Genomic DNA, 17,852 nt, shown 5'->3' on the forward strand with positions numbered 1-17,852 from the left:
GATTTATTCCGAGGATAAAATAATGAATATTTTCACCAAAAAATCTGCCTTTGCTTACTCTGCATTAGCAATCAGTCTAATCACAGTTGAAGCACATGCTCTTGCCATTCAAGGTTTATCAGCCAATCAAATCAGTGCTGATACCACTCAACTTAAAGTTGCCTTTGATGGTCAGCCTGTAACTCCAGTTGCATATCAACAAGCAGGTGGCAAACAGCTTGCTCTTGATTTTAATCAAGTATCCAGTGGAGGCTTGCCAAGAAATATGCCGATCAACCGCGGTGTCATCAATGAGGTAACAGCACTCAACAACGGCTCAATGACTCGTCTAATGATTGACTTGAAAGACCAAGCAAGTTATACCAGTACCGTTGAAGGAAATGTGTTATTGGTAAATATCAAACAAGGTGGAGTGGCAAGCTCTCAAGTGATTAACAATCAACCTGCACCAACTTCTCAAGCGATGACTGTTAAAGTTAATCCTTTACTTGCCCCTACCTCTGGTTCATTGGCAAGTAATTATGATGGCGTGTCAACAGTTAATTATTCTGGTAATGCGAACGGTGGTAATATCACTGTGGGGCTGACCAATGAGTCTATTCCTGTGGATGTACAGCGTCAAGGCAATAAATTGGTTGTTCGCACCAGTGGCACTACCATTCCACGGCACTTGCTAAAACGTATTAACGGCAGTGGCTTGGTGGCAGATATTGATGCAAGAAACCAAGGTCAAAGCGGTGTTATTACAGTTAACATGAAAGGTGATTTTGAGTACCAAGCCTATCAATCAGGTGCAACACTTAACATCTCAGTATTGCCACCAAAAATGCTCCGTGAACCGACCATTGAAGAGAAGGTCTATACTGGTGAACCGTTATCAATGGAATTCCAGGATGTGTCAGTACGTACAGTGCTAGATGTATTAGGCCAATTCACCGAAAACAATATTGTTGCTGCTGATAATGTGCAGGGTAATATTACATTAAGACTTATTAATGTGCCATGGGATCAGGCTTTGGATATTATCCTAAAAAGTAAAAATTTGGGTCAACGCAAAAATGGTAATGTGATTTTGGTAGCTCCTGCTGAAGAGTTGGCAGCACGCGAAATTAAAGAGTTAGAAGATGCTAAAAAGGTAACAGATCTTGCACCTTTGCGTAAAGAATATATTCGTTTGAATTATGCAAAGGCGGAAGATGTTCACGAATTATTAGATAAAGCAGATAGCTCATCATCTGGAACTGGCTCAAATCAAACTTCGTTATTTAGCCCTCGTGGTAGTGCAACCTTTGATGGCCGAACTAATACCATTATTATTAACGATACGGCAGAAAGCATTGCTAGCATTCGTGAGCTCATTGAAAAAATTGACATTCCTGTTAAGCAGGTCATGATTGAAGCACGTATTGTTAAGGCGTCGGATAGTTTTTCTAAAGAACTTGGTGTAAGATGGGGTCTGCAACATCATGGTAATGATGGTGTTATTATGGGAATTGATGGTTTTGATGCAAAAAACAATACCACCCCGAGATATGCAGTTGATTTGGGTTTGACCGCAGCGACTAGTGGCATCTCTCTTGGTTTATTAAATATTGCTGATTCTATTCTTCAGTTGGAATTATCAGCAATGCAAGCAGACAATCGTGGTGAAGTTATCTCTTCACCAAAAGTGCTAACGGCTGATAAGCAAAAAGCTAGGGTGGCCTCTGGTACACAAGTCCCCTATTTACAAGCTTCAGCTAGTGGTGCAACTGCTGTAACATTTAAAGATGCTGCACTCATATTGGAGGCAACCCCAAACATTACACCAGAAGGCAAGATTGGTCTTGAGTTAGATATTAAGAATGGAGTACCTGATTATGCGAATGCAAGATTTGGTGCAGTGCCAATTAATGAGGACTCGGTTCAGACTAATGTTATTTTGGAAGATGGGCAAACTGTAGTGCTTGGTGGAGTATTCCGCAATACCATTGGTAATACTCAATCTAAAGTACCATTTTTAGGTGATTTACCTGGTGTGGGACGTTTATTTAGAAGTGATGTTAAGTCAAATGTAAAAGAAGAGCTTCTTATTTTTATCACACCTAAGATTATTAATGACGGTGTGAGTCGCTACTAATTTTACAGTTCAAACAAAAAGCAGGCTAATAGTCTGCTTTTTGTTTTGTGTTCACAAAAAAGCACTAGCCATAATCGCCCAAAACTTGTATCATAGAACATTTATTTTTAGTGATGTTATTATGAGTATAGAAGAATCGGCGGTGATTGAAGAGGTGTTTGTCCAAAAACCCATTCATCACTATGCCCATTTATTGCCGTCTATCTTTTTGGTGGGACCGATGGGGGCGGGTAAGACAACCATTGGTAAACTGCTTGCCAAACATTTAAAACGCCCTTTTTGGGATATAGATTGGTGTATCAGCGAAAAAGCAGGGGCGGACATTCCATGGATTTTTCAAAAAGAGGGTGAGTCAGGCTTTCGTGAGCGTGAGAGTTGTGCCATGGATGAGCTGTCCACCATGTCAAGCATTGTACTGGCTACAGGTGGCGGTGTGGTTGAGCGTGAATGCAATCGAGAATATCTAAAACGTGGTTTGGTGATATTTTTGGATGCGAGCGTGGACACCCAAATCCATCGCACCAAAAAAGACAAAAATCGCCCCCTACTCCAAACAGATAATCCCAGAGCGGTATTAGAAACGCTTTATCAAAGACGATCACCATTATATCAAGAGGTGGCAGACATTACTGTCGCCACAGGAAGGGCTTACCCCAAGCAAATGATGGCAGAGATACTTGATGTTCTTATCGCTTATGCCAAAAATATTGAGAATCAGCAAACATCTTAATATTTAAATCAATTAAGACATTTACAGTAAATTTCAAAGTAGCATCATGACACACATTACCAATACACTCACTGTCCAAACCCAGAGTCACGATTATCCCATTTTTATTGGTGCTAGCACCGCAGGTCAGATAGATTTGGCAATTCCTATTTTGCCATTCATCAAAGGCAAGCAGGTGCTTATCGTGACCAATACGACCATTGCCCCTTTGTATTTGACCGATTTAACTAAACATTTGGCAGCACAGGGCTTGATGGTTGAGAGCTGTGTCTTGCCCGATGGTGAGCAGTATAAAAACCAAGAGCATATCAATGCCATTTATGATGCACTCATGAAAAACCACTTTGCTCGGGATTGTACGCTCATCGCCTTGGGTGGCGGGGTGATTGGCGACATGACAGGCTTTGCGGCGGCAAGCTTTATGCGTGGGGTAAATTTCATTCAAGTGCCGACCACACTACTGGCACAAGTGGACTCGTCAGTGGGTGGCAAGACAGGCATTAATCACCCCCTTGGCAAGAACATGATTGGGGCATTTTGGCAACCTGTGTGCGTGTTGGCGGACATGACGACATTTGATACATTGCCCAAAAGAGAATTTGCGGCAGGACTGGCAGAAGTGGTAAAATATGCACTCATTTTTGATAAGACCTTTTTGGATTGGCTTGAAGTCAATGCTGCTAAAATCACCGCCAGAGATGGTGCGACGCTAAGCGAGATGGTGTATCGCTGCTGTGACTATAAAGCCAAAATCGTTGCCAGCGATGAACGTGAGTCGGGTGTGCGTGCTTTGCTAAACTTCGGACATACCTTTGGACACGTCATTGAGACGCACATGGGCTATGGTAATTGGCTTCATGGCGAGGCAGTGGCGGCGGGTATGGTGCAGGCGATGATAATGTCGCAAAAACTTGGATTGATTGGTGAAGACGAAGTTGTCCGTGTCGTTGATTTGTTACAAATCTTTGATTTGCCCGTCAAACCACCCTATATAGAACCATCGGTGGCACTGGATTTGATGGGGCATGACAAAAAAGTGCAAAACGGCAGTATTCGATTGGTGTTATTAAAAGAGCTTGGCAAGGCGTTTGTCACCAAAGATTTTGATATGGCAATGTTGACAGAAGTGCTCAACGCCAACCATTGATTTTTTTTAAATTTTAAAAATATTGTATTAATTAAAGGCAAGACCATGACCCAAAGTGTAGCGATGATTAATAAAAAATCCAGAAGACAGGCGATGATATGGCTTATCATGGCAGGCGTCATGCTGATACTGTGGTTCTTAATGTCGCTTTCTCACGCCACACCAGAGATTACCAAAGAACGTCAAAAAACCAAAGCGGTGGCAGAAGACTTTGCCTTACCAGTAACCATTGACAATCTTAATGAGCTCTCCAAAGAAGTGCCACCCATTGACTTTGCGACGGTGGTGCGAGACCTGCGTAATTATCCTGCCCAGTTTAAGGGTAAAAAATTTTTTGAAGACAATGACAAACGCTGGACGGTGCAAGTCATGGATGTGGCACAAAATGAGATTATCACCGAATATCTCAAAGGACGCAGAGACCGTGATAAGTTTGCTTATTTTCGCTATCATAATGCCAATAACGAACAGCGTTATATCCTAACTTATGGCATCATGGGTAGTACCCAGGAGGCATTGGGTGCGATAAAGACGGTGGATTTTGGACTGCCCAAAAGTGTCACACCCATGCCTGAGGAAATGAAGCGTTATGTTGGTATGATAGATAATTACGAACGTTCAGCGGAAGTGGTGATTGATTCTTCGGAATCATCACCTCGTGCAGTTCGTTTAACACCAACCAAAAAAGAAATCCCTGCCGAGGCACCTAAGCCAAAAGAGGAAGTAAAAGAGACGCCCAAAAAAGCAGTGGCAGAAGACGTGATTGCCGACTTAAATGAGCAGGAGAGTGAGCCGACCAAACAACTCAAAGCTCCGCCTACCATCAAACCCAAAGAGACGGCAGAAAAACCAAAAGCTGATACCAAGAGTAGCAATAAAGCAGAAAGTCAGGTCGAGCCAAAACCTCAAACAAGACCCGAGCCAACCCCTGAACCCAAAAATGAACCAAAGCCTGAACCTAAGAATGAAAAGCCTGCACCCACCAAGGAGGCGAATGTGGCGGACTTAGAGCCTGCCCCGCCCATGACCATGCCAGGTGATGATTGATTGTATTTGAATGGTCGGTCACGTATCAAATTAAATAACTCCAACAGAAAGTGCCATGAAAAACTTAAATGCCCAAGCGGTGCTAGAACAGTTAAAAGCGGGTAATTTGCGTTATGTTGAAAAAATCAAAAACGCCAAAGAACATCATCAGCCTCCGCCGATACTGGTAGAAGAGCAGTTGCCATCTGCCATTATTTTGGGGTGTTCGGACGCTCGTGTGCCAGTAGAGCTCATCTTTGACCAAAAATTGGGCGAGTTGTTTGTCATCCGAGTGGCGGGCAATGTCGTTGCCCCGTCACAGATTGGTTCGGTAGAGTTCGCTGCCGAGAAATTTGGCACCGAACTTGTGGTGGTGCTAGGACATAGCCACTGCGGGGCGGTAACGGCATGTGTTGAGACACTCATCAATCCTGAGCAGTATTATTCGCCCAATTTGCAATCCATCGTTGATAGAATTCGCCCCAGCGTGTACAACCTACATGAGATACTCACCGCAGGCGATGGCAAGATAAACATAGACGAGTTCATTGACCATGCTGTGCGTGCCAATGTGCGACTGTCGGTGAGCCAATTAAAATCAGGCTCACGCAGTTTAGAGGACATGGTTAATAGTGGGAGACTGACCATTGTCGGAGCAGAGTATGATGTGGCAACTGGCAAAGTGAATTTTTTTGAATAAATTTGTTATTGCAAAAGTGTTTTGAAAGTATGTTAAATCAAAAAGAGGAGTCATTATGACGACCATCACCCAACCTACCCAAGCCTTGACCGCCAATGGCGTTAAAGACATTCCAATAGCGTCCGAGGGCTTTACCTTTAACCACACCATGCTACGCATCAAAGACCCTGTCAAGTCGCTAGAATTTTATACAGGCGTGCTTGGCATGACTTTGTTACGCCATAGCCAATTCCCTGATGCCAAATTTGACTTGTATTTTTTGGCAAAATTAACCAAAGATGAGCGTGATAATTTGCCTGCCACAGAGAACCTGACTGCTTATGTCTCTCGCCAACGTGGTATTCTAGAACTCACGCACAACTACGGCACCGAAAATGATGCTGATTTTAGCTATCATGACGGCAACAGCGACCCCAGAGGCTTTGGGCATATCTGCTTTGCCGTGCCTGATTTGGCAAAAGCAGTGGCGTGGTTTGATGAAAACAATGTCGTATTCCAAAAACGCCCCGAAGATGGTAGCATGAAAGACATCGCCTTTATCAAAGACCCAGATGGCTACTGGGTGGAGATTATTGAGCTAAAAGGTTAAAAACAAAAAACACGCTTTTGGGCGTGTTTTTCATTTTATCAATGATAAATGGCGTGCCTGGCGGGAATTGAACCCACGACCTTTGGCTTCGGAGGCCAACACTCTATCCAACTGAGCTACAGGCACATTTAAGGGCGGTATTTTAGCAGATTTTTGCCAAAATTACCATGTTTTTGTAAAAATACCAAAAAATCTTGCTAATTTTTTACAAATTACATAAAAAACGTGGCATTTCATCCCTATTTTCCCTTATAATAGTAGGGTAAATTTCCCAAACCCAGAATAACAAGATTATTCAAGGCCAAACGAGATAAGACAATGAAAAAAATTGTAACTTTATCTTTTGCCACATTGTTGGCAATTTCTGGCGTGATGACCAGCCAAGCAAGTGAAGCACCTGCCAATGCAGAAGCAACGACCGAGACTCAGGCAGAGACCGCGATTGCAGAAGCACCCAAAGCAGAAGCCAAAAAAGAAGCCATCCCTGAGGACAGTGCTCAGGTCAAAAAGCTCATCGCCATGTACCCACAACTGGTGGCACGTATTGCCCCTGTGGGTAAAGTGTGCTTTGATGGCGAAGAGTGCGACATTAACATCACTGTGCTAGCCCCTGCGGTAGAAGGTGTGGCTCGCCCTGGTGACCAGCTTTATAATGCCATCTGTGCGACCTGTCATGATGCGGGCTTGGTGGGAGCGCCAAAAAAAGGTACAGCCGATTGGGCTCCACGTATCGCCAAAGGTAAGGCAACTTTGTACGACCACGCCATCAATGGCTTTAACGCCATGCCTGCTCGTGGCGGTGCAGACATCTCTGATGATGAAGTGAAAAACGCGGTTGATTATATCATTTCCCAATCGCAATAATTCATTAAATAGTTCAAATGGCTTAGGTGGATAACCGCTTAGGCTGTTTGGCGTTTTTTGTCTTTTGTATTAAAAGGTAAATCATGGCAAGAGTTTTCGCCATTGGCGACATTCACGGCAGTAAGGTTGCCCTAGCCACGCTGATAGACGGCATACAGCCAACCTTCGATGACACACTTATCTTTTTGGGCGATTATGTCAATCGTGGCGATGACAGCAAAGGCGTGCTGGATATATTGATGAATTTATCTGACATCTGCCAAACGGTCTTTATCATGGGTAATCACGAGCTGATTATGCTGGCAGGGTTAAAATACAAAGATGACTTTGAATTTTGGCTGAAAGTCGGTGGCGATAAAACCTTGCAATCTTTTAATCTAATGCCCATGCGGTCAGAGTGTTTACATTTGCCATTTAATTATGTGGGTTTTTTAAATAAAACCGTGGATTATCATGAAACAGAAGATTTTATCTTTTGTCATGCGTCCATTTATCCATATTTGCCAATGGATAAACAAAATGATTATGCCCTACGCTGGCGTACATTAGAAAACGACCATGTCGCTCATGTCTCAGGCAAAACCGTGATTTGCGGGCATACCGAACAGCGAGACGGACAGGTGTTATTTCAAAACGGCATTATCTGCATTGACACTTGGGCGTATGGGGACGGTTGTTTGACGGCGATAGAAGTAAATGGCAAAAAGCTCTATCAGGCGGATAATGACGGCGATTTCTATGTTACAGACGTAAGCAATTTCTTTTAATTAACTTGTATTGATTTAAATAACTTATTTAAAAAGTGAATTTGTCTTTTTGTTATTTGCCCTAATTTAATTATAAAATTTTTAAAAACTAAATCATGACCACACCAGCTTTAAAAATAACCAACCTTAAAAAAACCTATCCCAATGGCACTGCCGCCCTAAAAGGCGTGGATTTGACCGTGCCACAGGGTGAATTTTTTGCCTTGCTTGGGGCAAATGGAGCGGGCAAATCCACGATGATTGGTATCATCAGCTCATTATTTCCCCAAACAGACGGCACGGTGGAGATTTTTGGTGTGGATTTGCACAAAAATCCAAGCCTTGCCAAGTCTTATTTGGGCGTTGTTCCCCAAGAATTTAATTTTAATCAATTTGAGAAATGCTTGGACATTCTTATCACGCAAGCGGGCTATTATGGCATAAAAAAGAAAGACGCCTTGCCACGAGCCGAATTTTTATTAAAAGAATTGGGGCTTTGGGATAAGCGAGATGAAAAGGCTCGTTCACTCTCTGGCGGTATGAAACGCCGTTTGATGATTGCCCGTGCTTTAATGCATCGCCCTAGGCTTTTGATATTAGACGAGCCGACTGCAGGGGTGGATATTGAATTGCGCCGTTCTATGTGGGATTTTATGGAGCGTATTAATAAAGATGAAGGCACAAGTATTATTTTGACGACCCATTATTTAGAAGAAGCCGAGCAGTTATGTAAATACATCGCCATATTAAATCATGGCGAGATTTTAATTAACACTGAGATGAAATCATTGCTGACGCAGTTATCCTTAGAAACCTTTGTCTTTGATTTAAAAGATGAATTAAAAAATACCCCAGTTCTAAATAACATTAGCCATATCACTTTGGCAGATAATAAAACTTTAGAAATCACGCTTAATAAAACCCAACATTTAAATGACGTATTTACCCAATTAAACAACCTAAATATCCAAATTGTCAGCATGAGAAATAAAGCCAACCGCCTAGAAGAATTATTTATGGGTGTGGTAGATAGCCATTTTCATAAAGGCAAAATGAAAGATGAAAATAAATTAAATAATGGGGAAAATCATGAATAATCAATTAACCGCCTTTAACACCCTATTATTTAAAGAAATTAAACGCATTGTTCGTATTTGGCCCCAAACCTTATTACCACCTGTCATTACCATGACGCTGTATTTTGTGATATTCGGGCAAATGATTGGCTCTCGTGTCGGAAAAATGGGCGGTGTTAGTTATATGCAGTTTATCGTGCCAGGTCTCATTATGATGTCGGTCATTACCAACAGTTATTCTAATGTTGTTTCATCATTTTTTAGCACCAAATTTCATGGCAGTATTGATGAAATGCTGGTCTCGCCCATATCCAAGCACGCTATATTATTGGGCTATGTGGGCGGTGGTGTGTTTCGTGGGCTTGCCATTGCCTTGATTGTGAGCATTGTGGCGTTATTTTTTACTAAATTGACGATTAGCAGTTTGCCAATTATGCTGATTACCATTATTGGCACTTCCGTATTATTTTCATTGGGCGGTTTTATCAATGCGGTATTTGCCCGCTCGTTTGATGATATTTCTATTGTGCCAAGTTTTATTTTAACGCCTTTGACTTATTTGGGTGGGGTATTTTATTCGTTGGAAAATTTATCACCATTTTGGCAAAATTTATCCCTACTCAACCCCATTGTTTATATGGTCAATGCTTTTCGCTATGGCATATTGGGGCATTCTGATGTCAATGTCGGTTATTCGTTATTGGCGATTTTGATATTTTGTGCAATGTTTTATGGCGTGGCATATAAAATATTAAAAGATGGTAAAAGAATTCGGCTTTCTTAATTTAATATTAAATTTAAATTTGTAGGGGTGAATTGCAATTTGCCCACCATAATAAAAGATAAATCAAAAGGCAAACACAAATGAGCATTCACGGCGTACTAGGCGAAAGCACCACTTATTCAAAAACCTATGACCCCACCATTTTATATCCCATTTCTCGGCAAATCGGACGAGATGAGATTTTAAAAGACGTGGGATTTGATTTTAATAACTGCTATGACGACCTAAAACATGGCGTGGATATTTGGCAAGCCTTTGAATTGTCATGGCTAAATCCGATTGGCATTTCACAGGTGGCAATGGCTCGTTTTACCATTCCTGCCAATTCGCCAAATATCGTGGAATCCAAATCTTTAAAACTCTACCTTAATAGCCTAAATTTTACCAAATTTAGCAGTATTGATGAATTAAAAACTATTTTGCAAAAAGATTTATCTATCTGCGTGGGTGCTGATGTGGGCGTGGAGATTATTGATTTAAATGGCGATGAGCTCAATATCGTAAAACCTATCGGCAGTTGTATTGATGATGTCTTAAATGATTCATCCGATGACATTATTTTAAGTGATGATATTGACAGTGAGTTTTTAAAAAATGCCAAAAAAGGCGAACTGGTAACTTATCAATTTTATAGCAATCTGTTACGTTCAAATTGCCCTGTTACCAATCAGCCTGACTGGGGGGTGGTGCAAATTGAAATGACGAGCGAATACGATTTGGATTTTGGCGAATTTTTAAAATACATCTTATCGTTTAGACAGCACAATGGCTTTCATGAGCAATGCGTAGAGCGAATATTTGCTGATATGATGACGTATTTTAAGCCAGTCTCTTTAAAGGTGCTGGCGAATTATACAAGACGTGGCGGGATTGACATTAACCCTGTGCGGGTATTTAATGCGGACAAGGGGCAAATTAAACGGCTTATTCGTCAATAGCATAAATACAAATAAACCCTGCAATCACAGGGTTTATTTATTAGGGCGTGCCTGCCTTTGGTATTTGCAATTTTTCATGCAAAAATGGATTAAAACGTTAAATTTTCATCTTATTTTATAAAAATGTTATCAATGACAGGCACGCCCTAGCCAATCCCACGAGCCTTTAACAGAGCATCGTTTTTGGGTTTGCGACCCATAAACCGCTCAAACAATCTCATCGGCTCATCAGCACCGCCTTGGGACAAAATGGCATTGATAAAATCCTGCCCTGTTTGTTGGTTAAACAGCCCTTCATTCTCAAAGCGAGTAAAGGCATCGCTTGCTAACACTTCCGACCACAGATAGCTATAATACCCTGCCGAATAACCGCCTGAAAAAATGTGGTTAAAGCTGTGAGCCATACGCACCCAGTCAGGTTCGCCCAGTACCGAGACGTTTTGGCGAATGTCATCACGCAGGCGAGCAAGTGTTTTTTTGTCGCCTTGTTTATGTTCAACGTGCAAACGAAAATCAAATAGGGCGTACTCTAACTGGCGGACGATAGAAGTTGCCGATAGGTGGTTTTTGGCGGTTTGCATTTTTTGAACCATGTCCATGGCAATAGGTTCGCCTGTCTCATAATGAGCCGAGATAAGGGCAAGCACATCTTTATCCCACGTCCAGTTTTCTAGCATTTGGCTTGGGAACTCCACGGCATCTCTTGGCACACGAGTACCCGACAGGGCAAGCACGTCTACCTGCGTGAGCATATGATGTAAGCCATGCCCGAACTCATGAAACAGCGTTTCTACTTCGCCATGTAGTAGCAGGGCAGGTTTGTCGCTGGTTGCTCCGCCAAAGTTGCACACGAGCATGGAGACAGGTTTTTGGGTGTCGCCAGTGGATTTTTTAAAATGCCCAATCGCTGTGCTATGCCACGCACCGCCACGCTTGTTTTCACGAGCAAATAAATCCAGATAAAATGATGCGATGTGTTTGTCATCTTGATACAGCTCAAAAAAGCGAGTGTCGGGGTGGGGCAAGGATACGCCTGTTTTTTCACGCACGTCCACGCCAAACAGACGGCGAGTGACTTCAAACATGCCGTTTAACACTTTATCCACAGGAAAATACACCCGTAAGGCTTCTTTGTCAATGTCATAGAGTGCTTGCTTTTGCTTTTCGGACAAATAGGTAAAATCCCACGGCTCAATCTTATCATCTTGACCTAGCACGCCAATATCACGTCCGTATTGTTGCAACTCTTGCATTTGTTTTTTGGCGGTGGGGCGAGTTTTGGCAAGCAAATCTTTTAAAAAGCTCAATACTTCATCGGTGTCTTTTGCCATGCGTTTGGCAAGCACGTATTGGGCGTAGTTTTTGTAGCCAAGTAGCTGGGCAAGCTCAAGCCGCAAATCAATGAGTTCGTTGATAATAGGGGTGTTGTCCCATTTGCCTGCATTTTGACCTTTGTCGGACGCACGAGTGCGATAGGCTTCGTACATTTGTTTGCGTAGCTCTCTGTCATCGGCGTAGGTGGTGATTGCCAGATAGCTTGGCACGTCCAGCCCAAAACGGTAGCCTGTTTTGTCTTTGGATTTGGCGGATTGCTCTGCTTTTTGTAGGGCAATGTCGCTAAGTCCTGATAGTTTGGCTTTGTCATCAATGATAAGCTCCCAACCCATGTCGGCATCTAGTACGTTGTTGCTAAACTGGGTGGATAGTTCGGATAAACGAGCGACCACTTGGGTATAACGTTCGGCTTTGTCGCCTGTCAATGCCACGCCCGAGAGTTTAAAATCCAGCAAGGCATCGTTTATCGCTTTTTGTTGGACTTGGGTGTAGGTTTTAAACGCATCGCTTTTGGCAAGTTTTTTAAAGCCTTCATATAAAGGGCGATACATACCAAACCACGACTCATAGTCGCTTGTGCTTTTGGTGATGTCTTGATACACCGCTCGCAGGGCATCTGAGTTTTTGACCGAATGCAAGTGAGCGACCACGCCCCACACACGGTCTAGTTTGTTTTGGGCGTCTTCTATCGGGGCGTAGAAGTTATCCCATGTTATGCTCTTTTGGGTGCAGACACGCTTGACCACGTCTTTGTTGTGTTTTAATAAAAAGTCAATGGCAGGCGTGATGTGCGAAATCTCAACCGCCCCAAAGCTCGGCAAGCCGTCAAAATGCAGTAGGGGGTTGTCTTGTAAAGTGGTGGGCAAATCTAAGGGTAGGGGGTGTGCCATGCCGAATTTAGGCAGACTTAGGGCAAATAAGCTACCGATTCCTAATTGTAAAAATTGACGGCGTTCCATGATGTCTCCTGATAAAAAACTTTATCTTACGCAAAGTGATTTAAAAAATCAAGGGTTATCATGGATGAACATGGATGAAAAAAAGACAAACCGCATGGTCTGCCTTTTTAAAAGTTAAAGCAAGTATTAGAACTTCGCAAGCACTTCATCAAGGCTTAGCAGCTCCTTATCATCACTCCCACGCTTGGCGTATTCGTATTTGCTCTCTGCCAAGTTACGCTCGGACACTACGATACGATGAGAGATACCGATAAGCTCCAAATCGGCAAATTTCACGCCCGCTCGCTCGTCTCTGTCGTCTAATAGGACGTTTACGCCTTTGGCTTTTAGGGTGCTATACAGCTCGTCCGCTTTGGCTTCTGCTGAGCCGTCTTTGGATTTCATGGGGACGACCGCCACATAGAATGGGGCGATGTTGTCGTCAGGGTCTGGCGTGTCCGCCCACAAACAGCCCTTATCATCATGGTTTTGTTCTAGGCTTGCCGAGATGATACGGCTAACCCCAATGCCATAACAGCCCATCATCAGCGTAACAGGCTTGCCTTCTTTACCAAGGACGATACAGCCCAAGGCGTGCGAATATTTATCGCCCAATTGAAAGATGTGTCCGACTTCAATGCCACGCTTGATTTGTAGTACGCCTTTACCGTCTGGGCTTGGGTCGCCGTCTACCACGTTGCGAATGTCGGCAACATCTGCATAGACCGCATCACGCTCCCAGTTCATGCCTTTTGTGTGCTTATCGGCGATGTTCGCCCCACTCACAAAATCCGCCATGACGGATGCACTTCTGTCGGCAATCACAGGTATGTCATATTTTGCCAAGTCCACACTGATATAGCCCTTAACGAGACCAGCTTCTTTCATCTCATCTTCGCTTGCCATTTCTAGCGGTGCTTTGATTTGGGGCAGTTTCTCGGCTTTTAGCTCGTTTAGGGTGTGGTCGCCACGCAAGACAAGGGCGACAAGTTTTGGCATATCAGGCGTGTCATCTGAGTACGAGCCTTTGACGATGAGCGTTTTTACCGTGCGTGTCAAGTCCATGCCCAAATGCTGTGCCACTTCTTCACAGGTTGGCATATTTGGCGTATCCACGTCCGTGCGTGGCTCACTTGGGGGCTGGCGTGTGTCGTGGCAGACCGCTTCAGCAAGCTCCACGTTCGCCGAGTAGTCGGACTCACTGCTAAATGCAATGTCGTCTTCTCCACTGTCGGCTAATACATGAAATTCATGACTGGCAAATCCGCCAATAGACCCCGTGTCCGCTTGCACCGCCCTAAAATCAAGCCCCAAACGGGTAAAGATACGACTGTACGCTTCATAAAAGTCTTGATAAGTCTTGGCAAGGCTGTCTTTGTCGATATGAAAAGAATACGCATCTTTCATGGTAAATTCACGAGCTCTCATCACCCCAAAACGTGGGCGAATCTCATCACGGAATTTGGTTTGAATTTGATAATAAGTGGCAGGGAGCTGTTTGTAGCTTTTTAGTTCACCCCGAGCGATGTCGGTGATGACTTCTTCATGCGTAGGCCCTAGCACAAAATTACGGCTATGACGGTCTTTAAAGCGAAGCAATTCCGCCCCATAGTCTTCCCAACGTCCCGACTCTTGCCACAGTTCGGCAGGTTGGGTGACAGGCATGAGTAGCTCTTGGGCACCGATACGCTCCATTTCTTCACGGACGATTTTTTCCACTCGTTTTAGCACACGTAAGCCTGTTGGCATCCACACATACAAGCCTGAGGCAAGTTTGCGAATCAGACCTGCTTTTATCATAAGCTGGGCGGAGATGATGTCGGCATCGCTTGGGGTGTTGCGAAGGGTGGCTAGGGTAAATTGACTGGCTTTCATAAGATTCTCGGCAAGTTTGATTTTAAATTTGGTAAAAACGTATTATATTAAAGTAAACTTTGGTAACAGTGCAAGTAATTTTTTTGATAAATGCTAAAATTGTCCCTATTATGGTATTAAATGAGTTGTTTTACGTCAATTTGCATTTTTAAAAGGAGAGTTATGACCACATCCACCCCACCTATCACCCCCAAAGTAAAAAAAGCCAATAAATTCACCTTGTTTTGTATCGTGGCAGTCATGGCGATGATTGTGTTTTTGGCGGTTTTTTGGACGTTAAAATTGACCGAAGAGCCTGCCGTATCCGCCATTAGCCGAGACGGTGTTGTTACCGAAATCCAAAAAATGGCTCGCCTAAATACCGTTGCTTTTGGCGTGGACACGGTCATTACCGCCCAAAAAGAAGGCAATTGGTACAAGCTATGGCAGGACGAGCAAAAGGGGCTGTTTGTTGCTCGTGGGCGGGTTTTGGCAGGCGTGGATTTGGGTAAAATCACGGCGGACAACGTGCAAGTTACCTTTGACCCCCAGACCGACCCAAAAGTTGCCCCGCACGCCAACATCACGGTAACGCTCCCGCCATCGCAAGTGTTTGAGGTGTTCCTTGATGACATACAGGTCTATGACTGGAAAACAGGGCTGTTTGGCGTGGCCGATAATGACCCTGAGATTTTAAATCAAGCCCAAACATCCGCCAAAGCCGAAGTGCTAAAAAAAGCGTGTCAAGGCGACATCATGACCCTCGCCACCGATAACGCCATCGAACAAATCAAGGGCTTATTTGCCTTGACAGGGGCGACTGTGGTGGTCAATGGCGATGTGGGGGCGTGTAGGGTGTGAATTTGTATGTTTTTTAATCATTTAAATGTTAAATAATAACATTTCATCAAATTGATAAAATGGGTAAACCTGCCCATAAAATCATCAATTTGCCCAAATAACACACAAAACATGCCTAATTTATATCCATAATATTTTTATGGGTATAAAAATATTGCTCAATGGTAAAATATTTTTACTGTTTGGTATAGCCGTAAACCAAATTATGTTATAAAATAGAATCAGCAAATTAACAACCTAAATTTGCTGATTTATCTTTAATTGTTTATTTAAAATGAATGTTTTGGTGTGGTCTCATGCCAAAATAACCGCTAAATGTGCCTAATTTTGTAAACTATTGATTAAAATTAAGTTTTATCAATGTTTGTTAATAACAAGTTGGTATTTGATAAATTTTTATGAATTATCAATAATTGCTTTTAATAATTACTTTTATTGGCATCATGAAGCGATTTCATTTTGGATGAAAATAAAGCACTCATTCTAACTGCCATACCAAATTTTTTAACACGATATTAGATAATGGTATTTTATTAAATTTTAAAATTTTCTGACCGAATTTTTAAAAGTTATTTAAAATCAACAATTATCACTGATGGTCGTATTAATTAAATGTGATATTGGGATAAAAGAAAAACATGAATCAAACATTGATTTATGGCGTATCGGTTTGCTTATAAAATCAAGCAGATGTTTTCTTTGTCAAAAATATCAGGACAATGGCGTTAGACAATTTAGACCAATAATCTCCAAGCAATTGCTTTGGTTGAGAGTAAATCATGACGAGTACTAATAGCAAAAAAGCCATGCGTATTGCCATGGTTGGTGTTAGCCCTGCTGACCAAATTACTTTTAAAGGATATCTGCGTGTCCTATTGCGTTTGGACGTAGATTTGGATTGGGTGTCCGCTCAGATGGGTGAGGTTGATTTGTATGTCATTAATCAGGATTTTAAAAATTCTACCAGCGTGCAAAAACTAATAGAATTGCACCCACGCACACCCATCTTATACGTCAGTCGCAACCTGACAGGTGATGGTGGTATCGCTGGCGATTCACTGGTATTGCCCCTAAAACAAATCAATGTCTTCAATGACTGGCTTTATGAAAAAGTGGATGTATTAAAGGGTCTGCCTTATCAAAAATCAAGCACGTCTGGTGCGCCTGACAAAACAAGCACCCAAACCAATCAGGAGAGTCAAACCAGCCAGTCAGCCCAAACTGCTCACACAGCACAATCGCCACAGTCTACCACATCAAAGTTAGATGACGTGATAGACTTGATTAAGACGTTGCACGCTCGTCCTAAGTCCTTATTTGAGTTAACCCAAGATGGAGAGGTGTTGGCTGTCATTGATGGGGCGCGCCAGCTGGTATGGCTAAAAAGTGCCAAAGTGGCAGACGTGACGGCATGGCGACTGCGTGTGTATGGCGGTGTGGCAGGCGAGCCTAAGCAAGCCCTCGACATGAATCAGTGGCTGTATCAGATGGCATGGGCGAATGCTGAGAAGTTATTACCACTCATCGATGGCAATGCCCGCTATCAGCTTCGTTCATGGGCAAAGCCTGATAATAACGCCGACAGACGCATTATCTTGCGGACAATGGTTGCCCTAGAAGATACGGCACGTACGGTAGATGAAATTGTGGCACGCACGGGACTGGGTCGTCCTGTCGTCCAAAAAGTGATTGTCTCGCTACTGCTCTCTCAGCATTTGATGGATGATAACTACCAAAACGTGAATGCGACCATCATGCAGACATCGACCGTGGCACCAGTGACAGTCACAGCGTCTGCATCTGTGAGCGAGCCTGAACCAAGACCTGAGCCAAAAACCGCCGAACAACAAGAGAAAATCGGTTTCTTGTCACGTCTGCGTCGCAAACTGGGGCTGTGATGACACGTCCTAATTGCAATGTTTTTATTTTTATCATACAATAAATTTATCATTATTTACATTTTCATGTTATTTATATTTAATATATTGATAGTAGTCCAAAAAGTATGCTGAACTAGGTTTTCCGTTCGCCCTGAGCCTGTCGAAGGGTTGGAAAACCGTTATGGTTCGACAAGCTCACCACGAATGGTTTTCTTTGTAGCATACTTTTTTGAACCAAAGCCAATATATTTAATATAGTTATTTG

Annotated in this window: 15 protein-coding genes and 1 tRNA gene; 13 read left to right on the forward strand and 3 right to left on the reverse strand. The window is 42.9% G+C overall.

Annotated features, from left to right (window positions below):
- Positions 1 to 22 precede the first annotated feature (22 nt).
- The 6 genes from B5J93_RS01835 (at position 23) to gloA (ending at position 6,311) form a co-directional block, all read left to right on the forward strand.
- Positions 23 to 2,119: a type IV pilus secretin PilQ gene (locus B5J93_RS01835; protein WP_079324160.1), complete on the forward strand. Its 2,097-nt coding sequence runs from the start codon at positions 23 to 25 to the stop codon at positions 2,117 to 2,119.
- 121 nt (positions 2,120 to 2,240) lie between these two features.
- Positions 2,241 to 2,849 (forward strand): shikimate kinase, encoded by a 609-nt coding sequence (locus B5J93_RS01840; protein WP_079324161.1) that lies wholly within the window; start codon positions 2,241 to 2,243, stop codon positions 2,847 to 2,849.
- Between the two features lie 46 nt (positions 2,850 to 2,895).
- Entirely contained in the window at positions 2,896 to 3,996 is a 1,101-nt protein-coding gene (gene aroB / locus B5J93_RS01845) for a 3-dehydroquinate synthase (protein ID WP_079324162.1), read from the forward strand.
- Between the two features lie 45 nt (positions 3,997 to 4,041).
- Positions 4,042 to 5,043 (forward strand): hypothetical protein, encoded by a 1,002-nt coding sequence (locus tag B5J93_RS01850; protein ID WP_079324163.1) that lies wholly within the window; start codon positions 4,042 to 4,044, stop codon positions 5,041 to 5,043.
- Positions 5,044 to 5,098: 55 nt separating this feature from the next.
- On the forward strand, positions 5,099 to 5,722 hold the full coding sequence (locus B5J93_RS01855; RefSeq protein ID WP_079324164.1) for a carbonic anhydrase: 624 nt from the start codon (positions 5,099 to 5,101) through the stop codon (positions 5,720 to 5,722).
- A 55-nt stretch (positions 5,723 to 5,777) separates the two neighbouring features.
- On the forward strand, positions 5,778 to 6,311 hold the full coding sequence (gloA, locus tag B5J93_RS01860; protein WP_079324165.1) for a lactoylglutathione lyase: 534 nt from the start codon (positions 5,778 to 5,780) through the stop codon (positions 6,309 to 6,311).
- 49 nt (positions 6,312 to 6,360) lie between these two features.
- On the opposite strand, the gene B5J93_RS01865 is transcribed toward gloA, so the two are convergent.
- A tRNA-Arg gene (locus B5J93_RS01865) sits at positions 6,361 to 6,437 on the reverse strand.
- A gap of 192 nt (positions 6,438 to 6,629) precedes the next feature.
- On the opposite strand from B5J93_RS01865, the gene B5J93_RS01870 reads away from it, so the two are divergent.
- From B5J93_RS01870 to queF, 5 genes are all read left to right on the forward strand, one after another.
- Positions 6,630 to 7,175: a c-type cytochrome gene (locus B5J93_RS01870; RefSeq protein WP_079324166.1), complete on the forward strand. Its 546-nt coding sequence runs from the start codon at positions 6,630 to 6,632 to the stop codon at positions 7,173 to 7,175.
- A gap of 83 nt (positions 7,176 to 7,258) precedes the next feature.
- Entirely contained in the window at positions 7,259 to 7,942 is a 684-nt protein-coding gene (locus tag B5J93_RS01875; RefSeq protein ID WP_079324167.1) for a metallophosphoesterase, read from the forward strand.
- A 95-nt stretch (positions 7,943 to 8,037) separates the two neighbouring features.
- Positions 8,038 to 9,018 carry an ABC transporter ATP-binding protein gene (locus B5J93_RS01880; protein ID WP_079324168.1) on the forward strand — a complete coding sequence of 327 codons (981 nt, stop codon included), beginning with the start codon at positions 8,038 to 8,040 and terminating at the stop codon, positions 9,016 to 9,018.
- Positions 9,011 to 9,781, forward strand: coding sequence for an ABC transporter permease (locus tag B5J93_RS01885; RefSeq protein WP_079324169.1), 771 nt, complete (start codon positions 9,011 to 9,013; stop codon positions 9,779 to 9,781). The genes B5J93_RS01880 and B5J93_RS01885 overlap by 8 nt, the downstream gene beginning before the upstream one ends.
- An 80-nt stretch (positions 9,782 to 9,861) precedes the next feature.
- Positions 9,862 to 10,719, forward strand: coding sequence for an NADPH-dependent 7-cyano-7-deazaguanine reductase QueF (gene queF, locus B5J93_RS01890; protein ID WP_079324170.1), 858 nt, complete (start codon positions 9,862 to 9,864; stop codon positions 10,717 to 10,719).
- 146 nt (positions 10,720 to 10,865) lie between these two features.
- Here queF and B5J93_RS01895 read toward each other — a convergent pair whose 3' ends face one another.
- Together B5J93_RS01895 and B5J93_RS01900 are read right to left on the reverse strand one after the other, a co-directional pair.
- Positions 10,866 to 13,013 carry a M3 family metallopeptidase gene (locus B5J93_RS01895; protein ID WP_079324171.1) on the reverse strand — a complete coding sequence of 716 codons (2,148 nt, stop codon included), beginning with the start codon at positions 13,011 to 13,013 and terminating at the stop codon, positions 10,866 to 10,868.
- Between the two features lie 126 nt (positions 13,014 to 13,139).
- Positions 13,140 to 14,867: a proline--tRNA ligase gene (locus tag B5J93_RS01900; RefSeq protein WP_079324172.1), complete on the reverse strand. Its 1,728-nt coding sequence runs from the start codon at positions 14,865 to 14,867 to the stop codon at positions 13,140 to 13,142.
- Between the two features lie 162 nt (positions 14,868 to 15,029).
- Here B5J93_RS01900 and B5J93_RS01905 point away from each other — a divergent pair, with 162 nt between their 5' ends.
- Both B5J93_RS01905 and B5J93_RS01910 read left to right on the forward strand, forming a co-directional pair.
- Entirely contained in the window at positions 15,030 to 15,707 is a 678-nt protein-coding gene (locus B5J93_RS01905; RefSeq protein ID WP_079324173.1) for a DUF4230 domain-containing protein, read from the forward strand.
- A 779-nt stretch (positions 15,708 to 16,486) separates the two neighbouring features.
- On the forward strand, positions 16,487 to 17,605 hold the full coding sequence (locus tag B5J93_RS01910; RefSeq protein WP_143823472.1) for a hypothetical protein: 1,119 nt from the start codon (positions 16,487 to 16,489) through the stop codon (positions 17,603 to 17,605).
- The last annotated feature ends 247 nt before the right edge of the window (positions 17,606 to 17,852 follow it).

Source organism: Moraxella equi, from assembly GCF_002027555.1.
Taxonomy (GTDB): domain Bacteria; phylum Pseudomonadota; class Gammaproteobacteria; order Pseudomonadales; family Moraxellaceae; genus Moraxella; species Moraxella equi.

Coding starts and splice junctions, on each gene's coding strand:
- B5J93_RS01910 (WP_143823472.1), top strand. CDS start 16,487: ATGACGAGTACTAATAGCAAAAAAGCCATGCGTATTGCCATGGTTGGT.
- aroB (WP_079324162.1), top strand. CDS start 2,896: ATGACACACATTACCAATACACTCACTGTCCAAACCCAGAGTCACGAT.
- B5J93_RS01875 (WP_079324167.1), top strand. CDS start 7,259: ATGGCAAGAGTTTTCGCCATTGGCGACATTCACGGCAGTAAGGTTGCC.
- gloA (WP_079324165.1), top strand. CDS start 5,778: ATGACGACCATCACCCAACCTACCCAAGCCTTGACCGCCAATGGCGTT.
- B5J93_RS01840 (WP_079324161.1), top strand. CDS start 2,241: ATGAGTATAGAAGAATCGGCGGTGATTGAAGAGGTGTTTGTCCAAAAA.
- B5J93_RS01850 (WP_079324163.1), top strand. CDS start 4,042: ATGACCCAAAGTGTAGCGATGATTAATAAAAAATCCAGAAGACAGGCG.
- B5J93_RS01900 (WP_079324172.1), bottom strand. CDS start 14,867: ATGAAAGCCAGTCAATTTACCCTAGCCACCCTTCGCAACACCCCAAGC.
- B5J93_RS01855 (WP_079324164.1), top strand. CDS start 5,099: ATGAAAAACTTAAATGCCCAAGCGGTGCTAGAACAGTTAAAAGCGGGT.
- B5J93_RS01905 (WP_079324173.1), top strand. CDS start 15,030: ATGACCACATCCACCCCACCTATCACCCCCAAAGTAAAAAAAGCCAAT.
- B5J93_RS01885 (WP_079324169.1), top strand. CDS start 9,011: ATGAATAATCAATTAACCGCCTTTAACACCCTATTATTTAAAGAAATT.
- B5J93_RS01835 (WP_079324160.1), top strand. CDS start 23: ATGAATATTTTCACCAAAAAATCTGCCTTTGCTTACTCTGCATTAGCA.
- B5J93_RS01870 (WP_079324166.1), top strand. CDS start 6,630: ATGAAAAAAATTGTAACTTTATCTTTTGCCACATTGTTGGCAATTTCT.
- B5J93_RS01880 (WP_079324168.1), top strand. CDS start 8,038: ATGACCACACCAGCTTTAAAAATAACCAACCTTAAAAAAACCTATCCC.
- queF (WP_079324170.1), top strand. CDS start 9,862: ATGAGCATTCACGGCGTACTAGGCGAAAGCACCACTTATTCAAAAACC.
- B5J93_RS01895 (WP_079324171.1), bottom strand. CDS start 13,013: ATGGAACGCCGTCAATTTTTACAATTAGGAATCGGTAGCTTATTTGCC.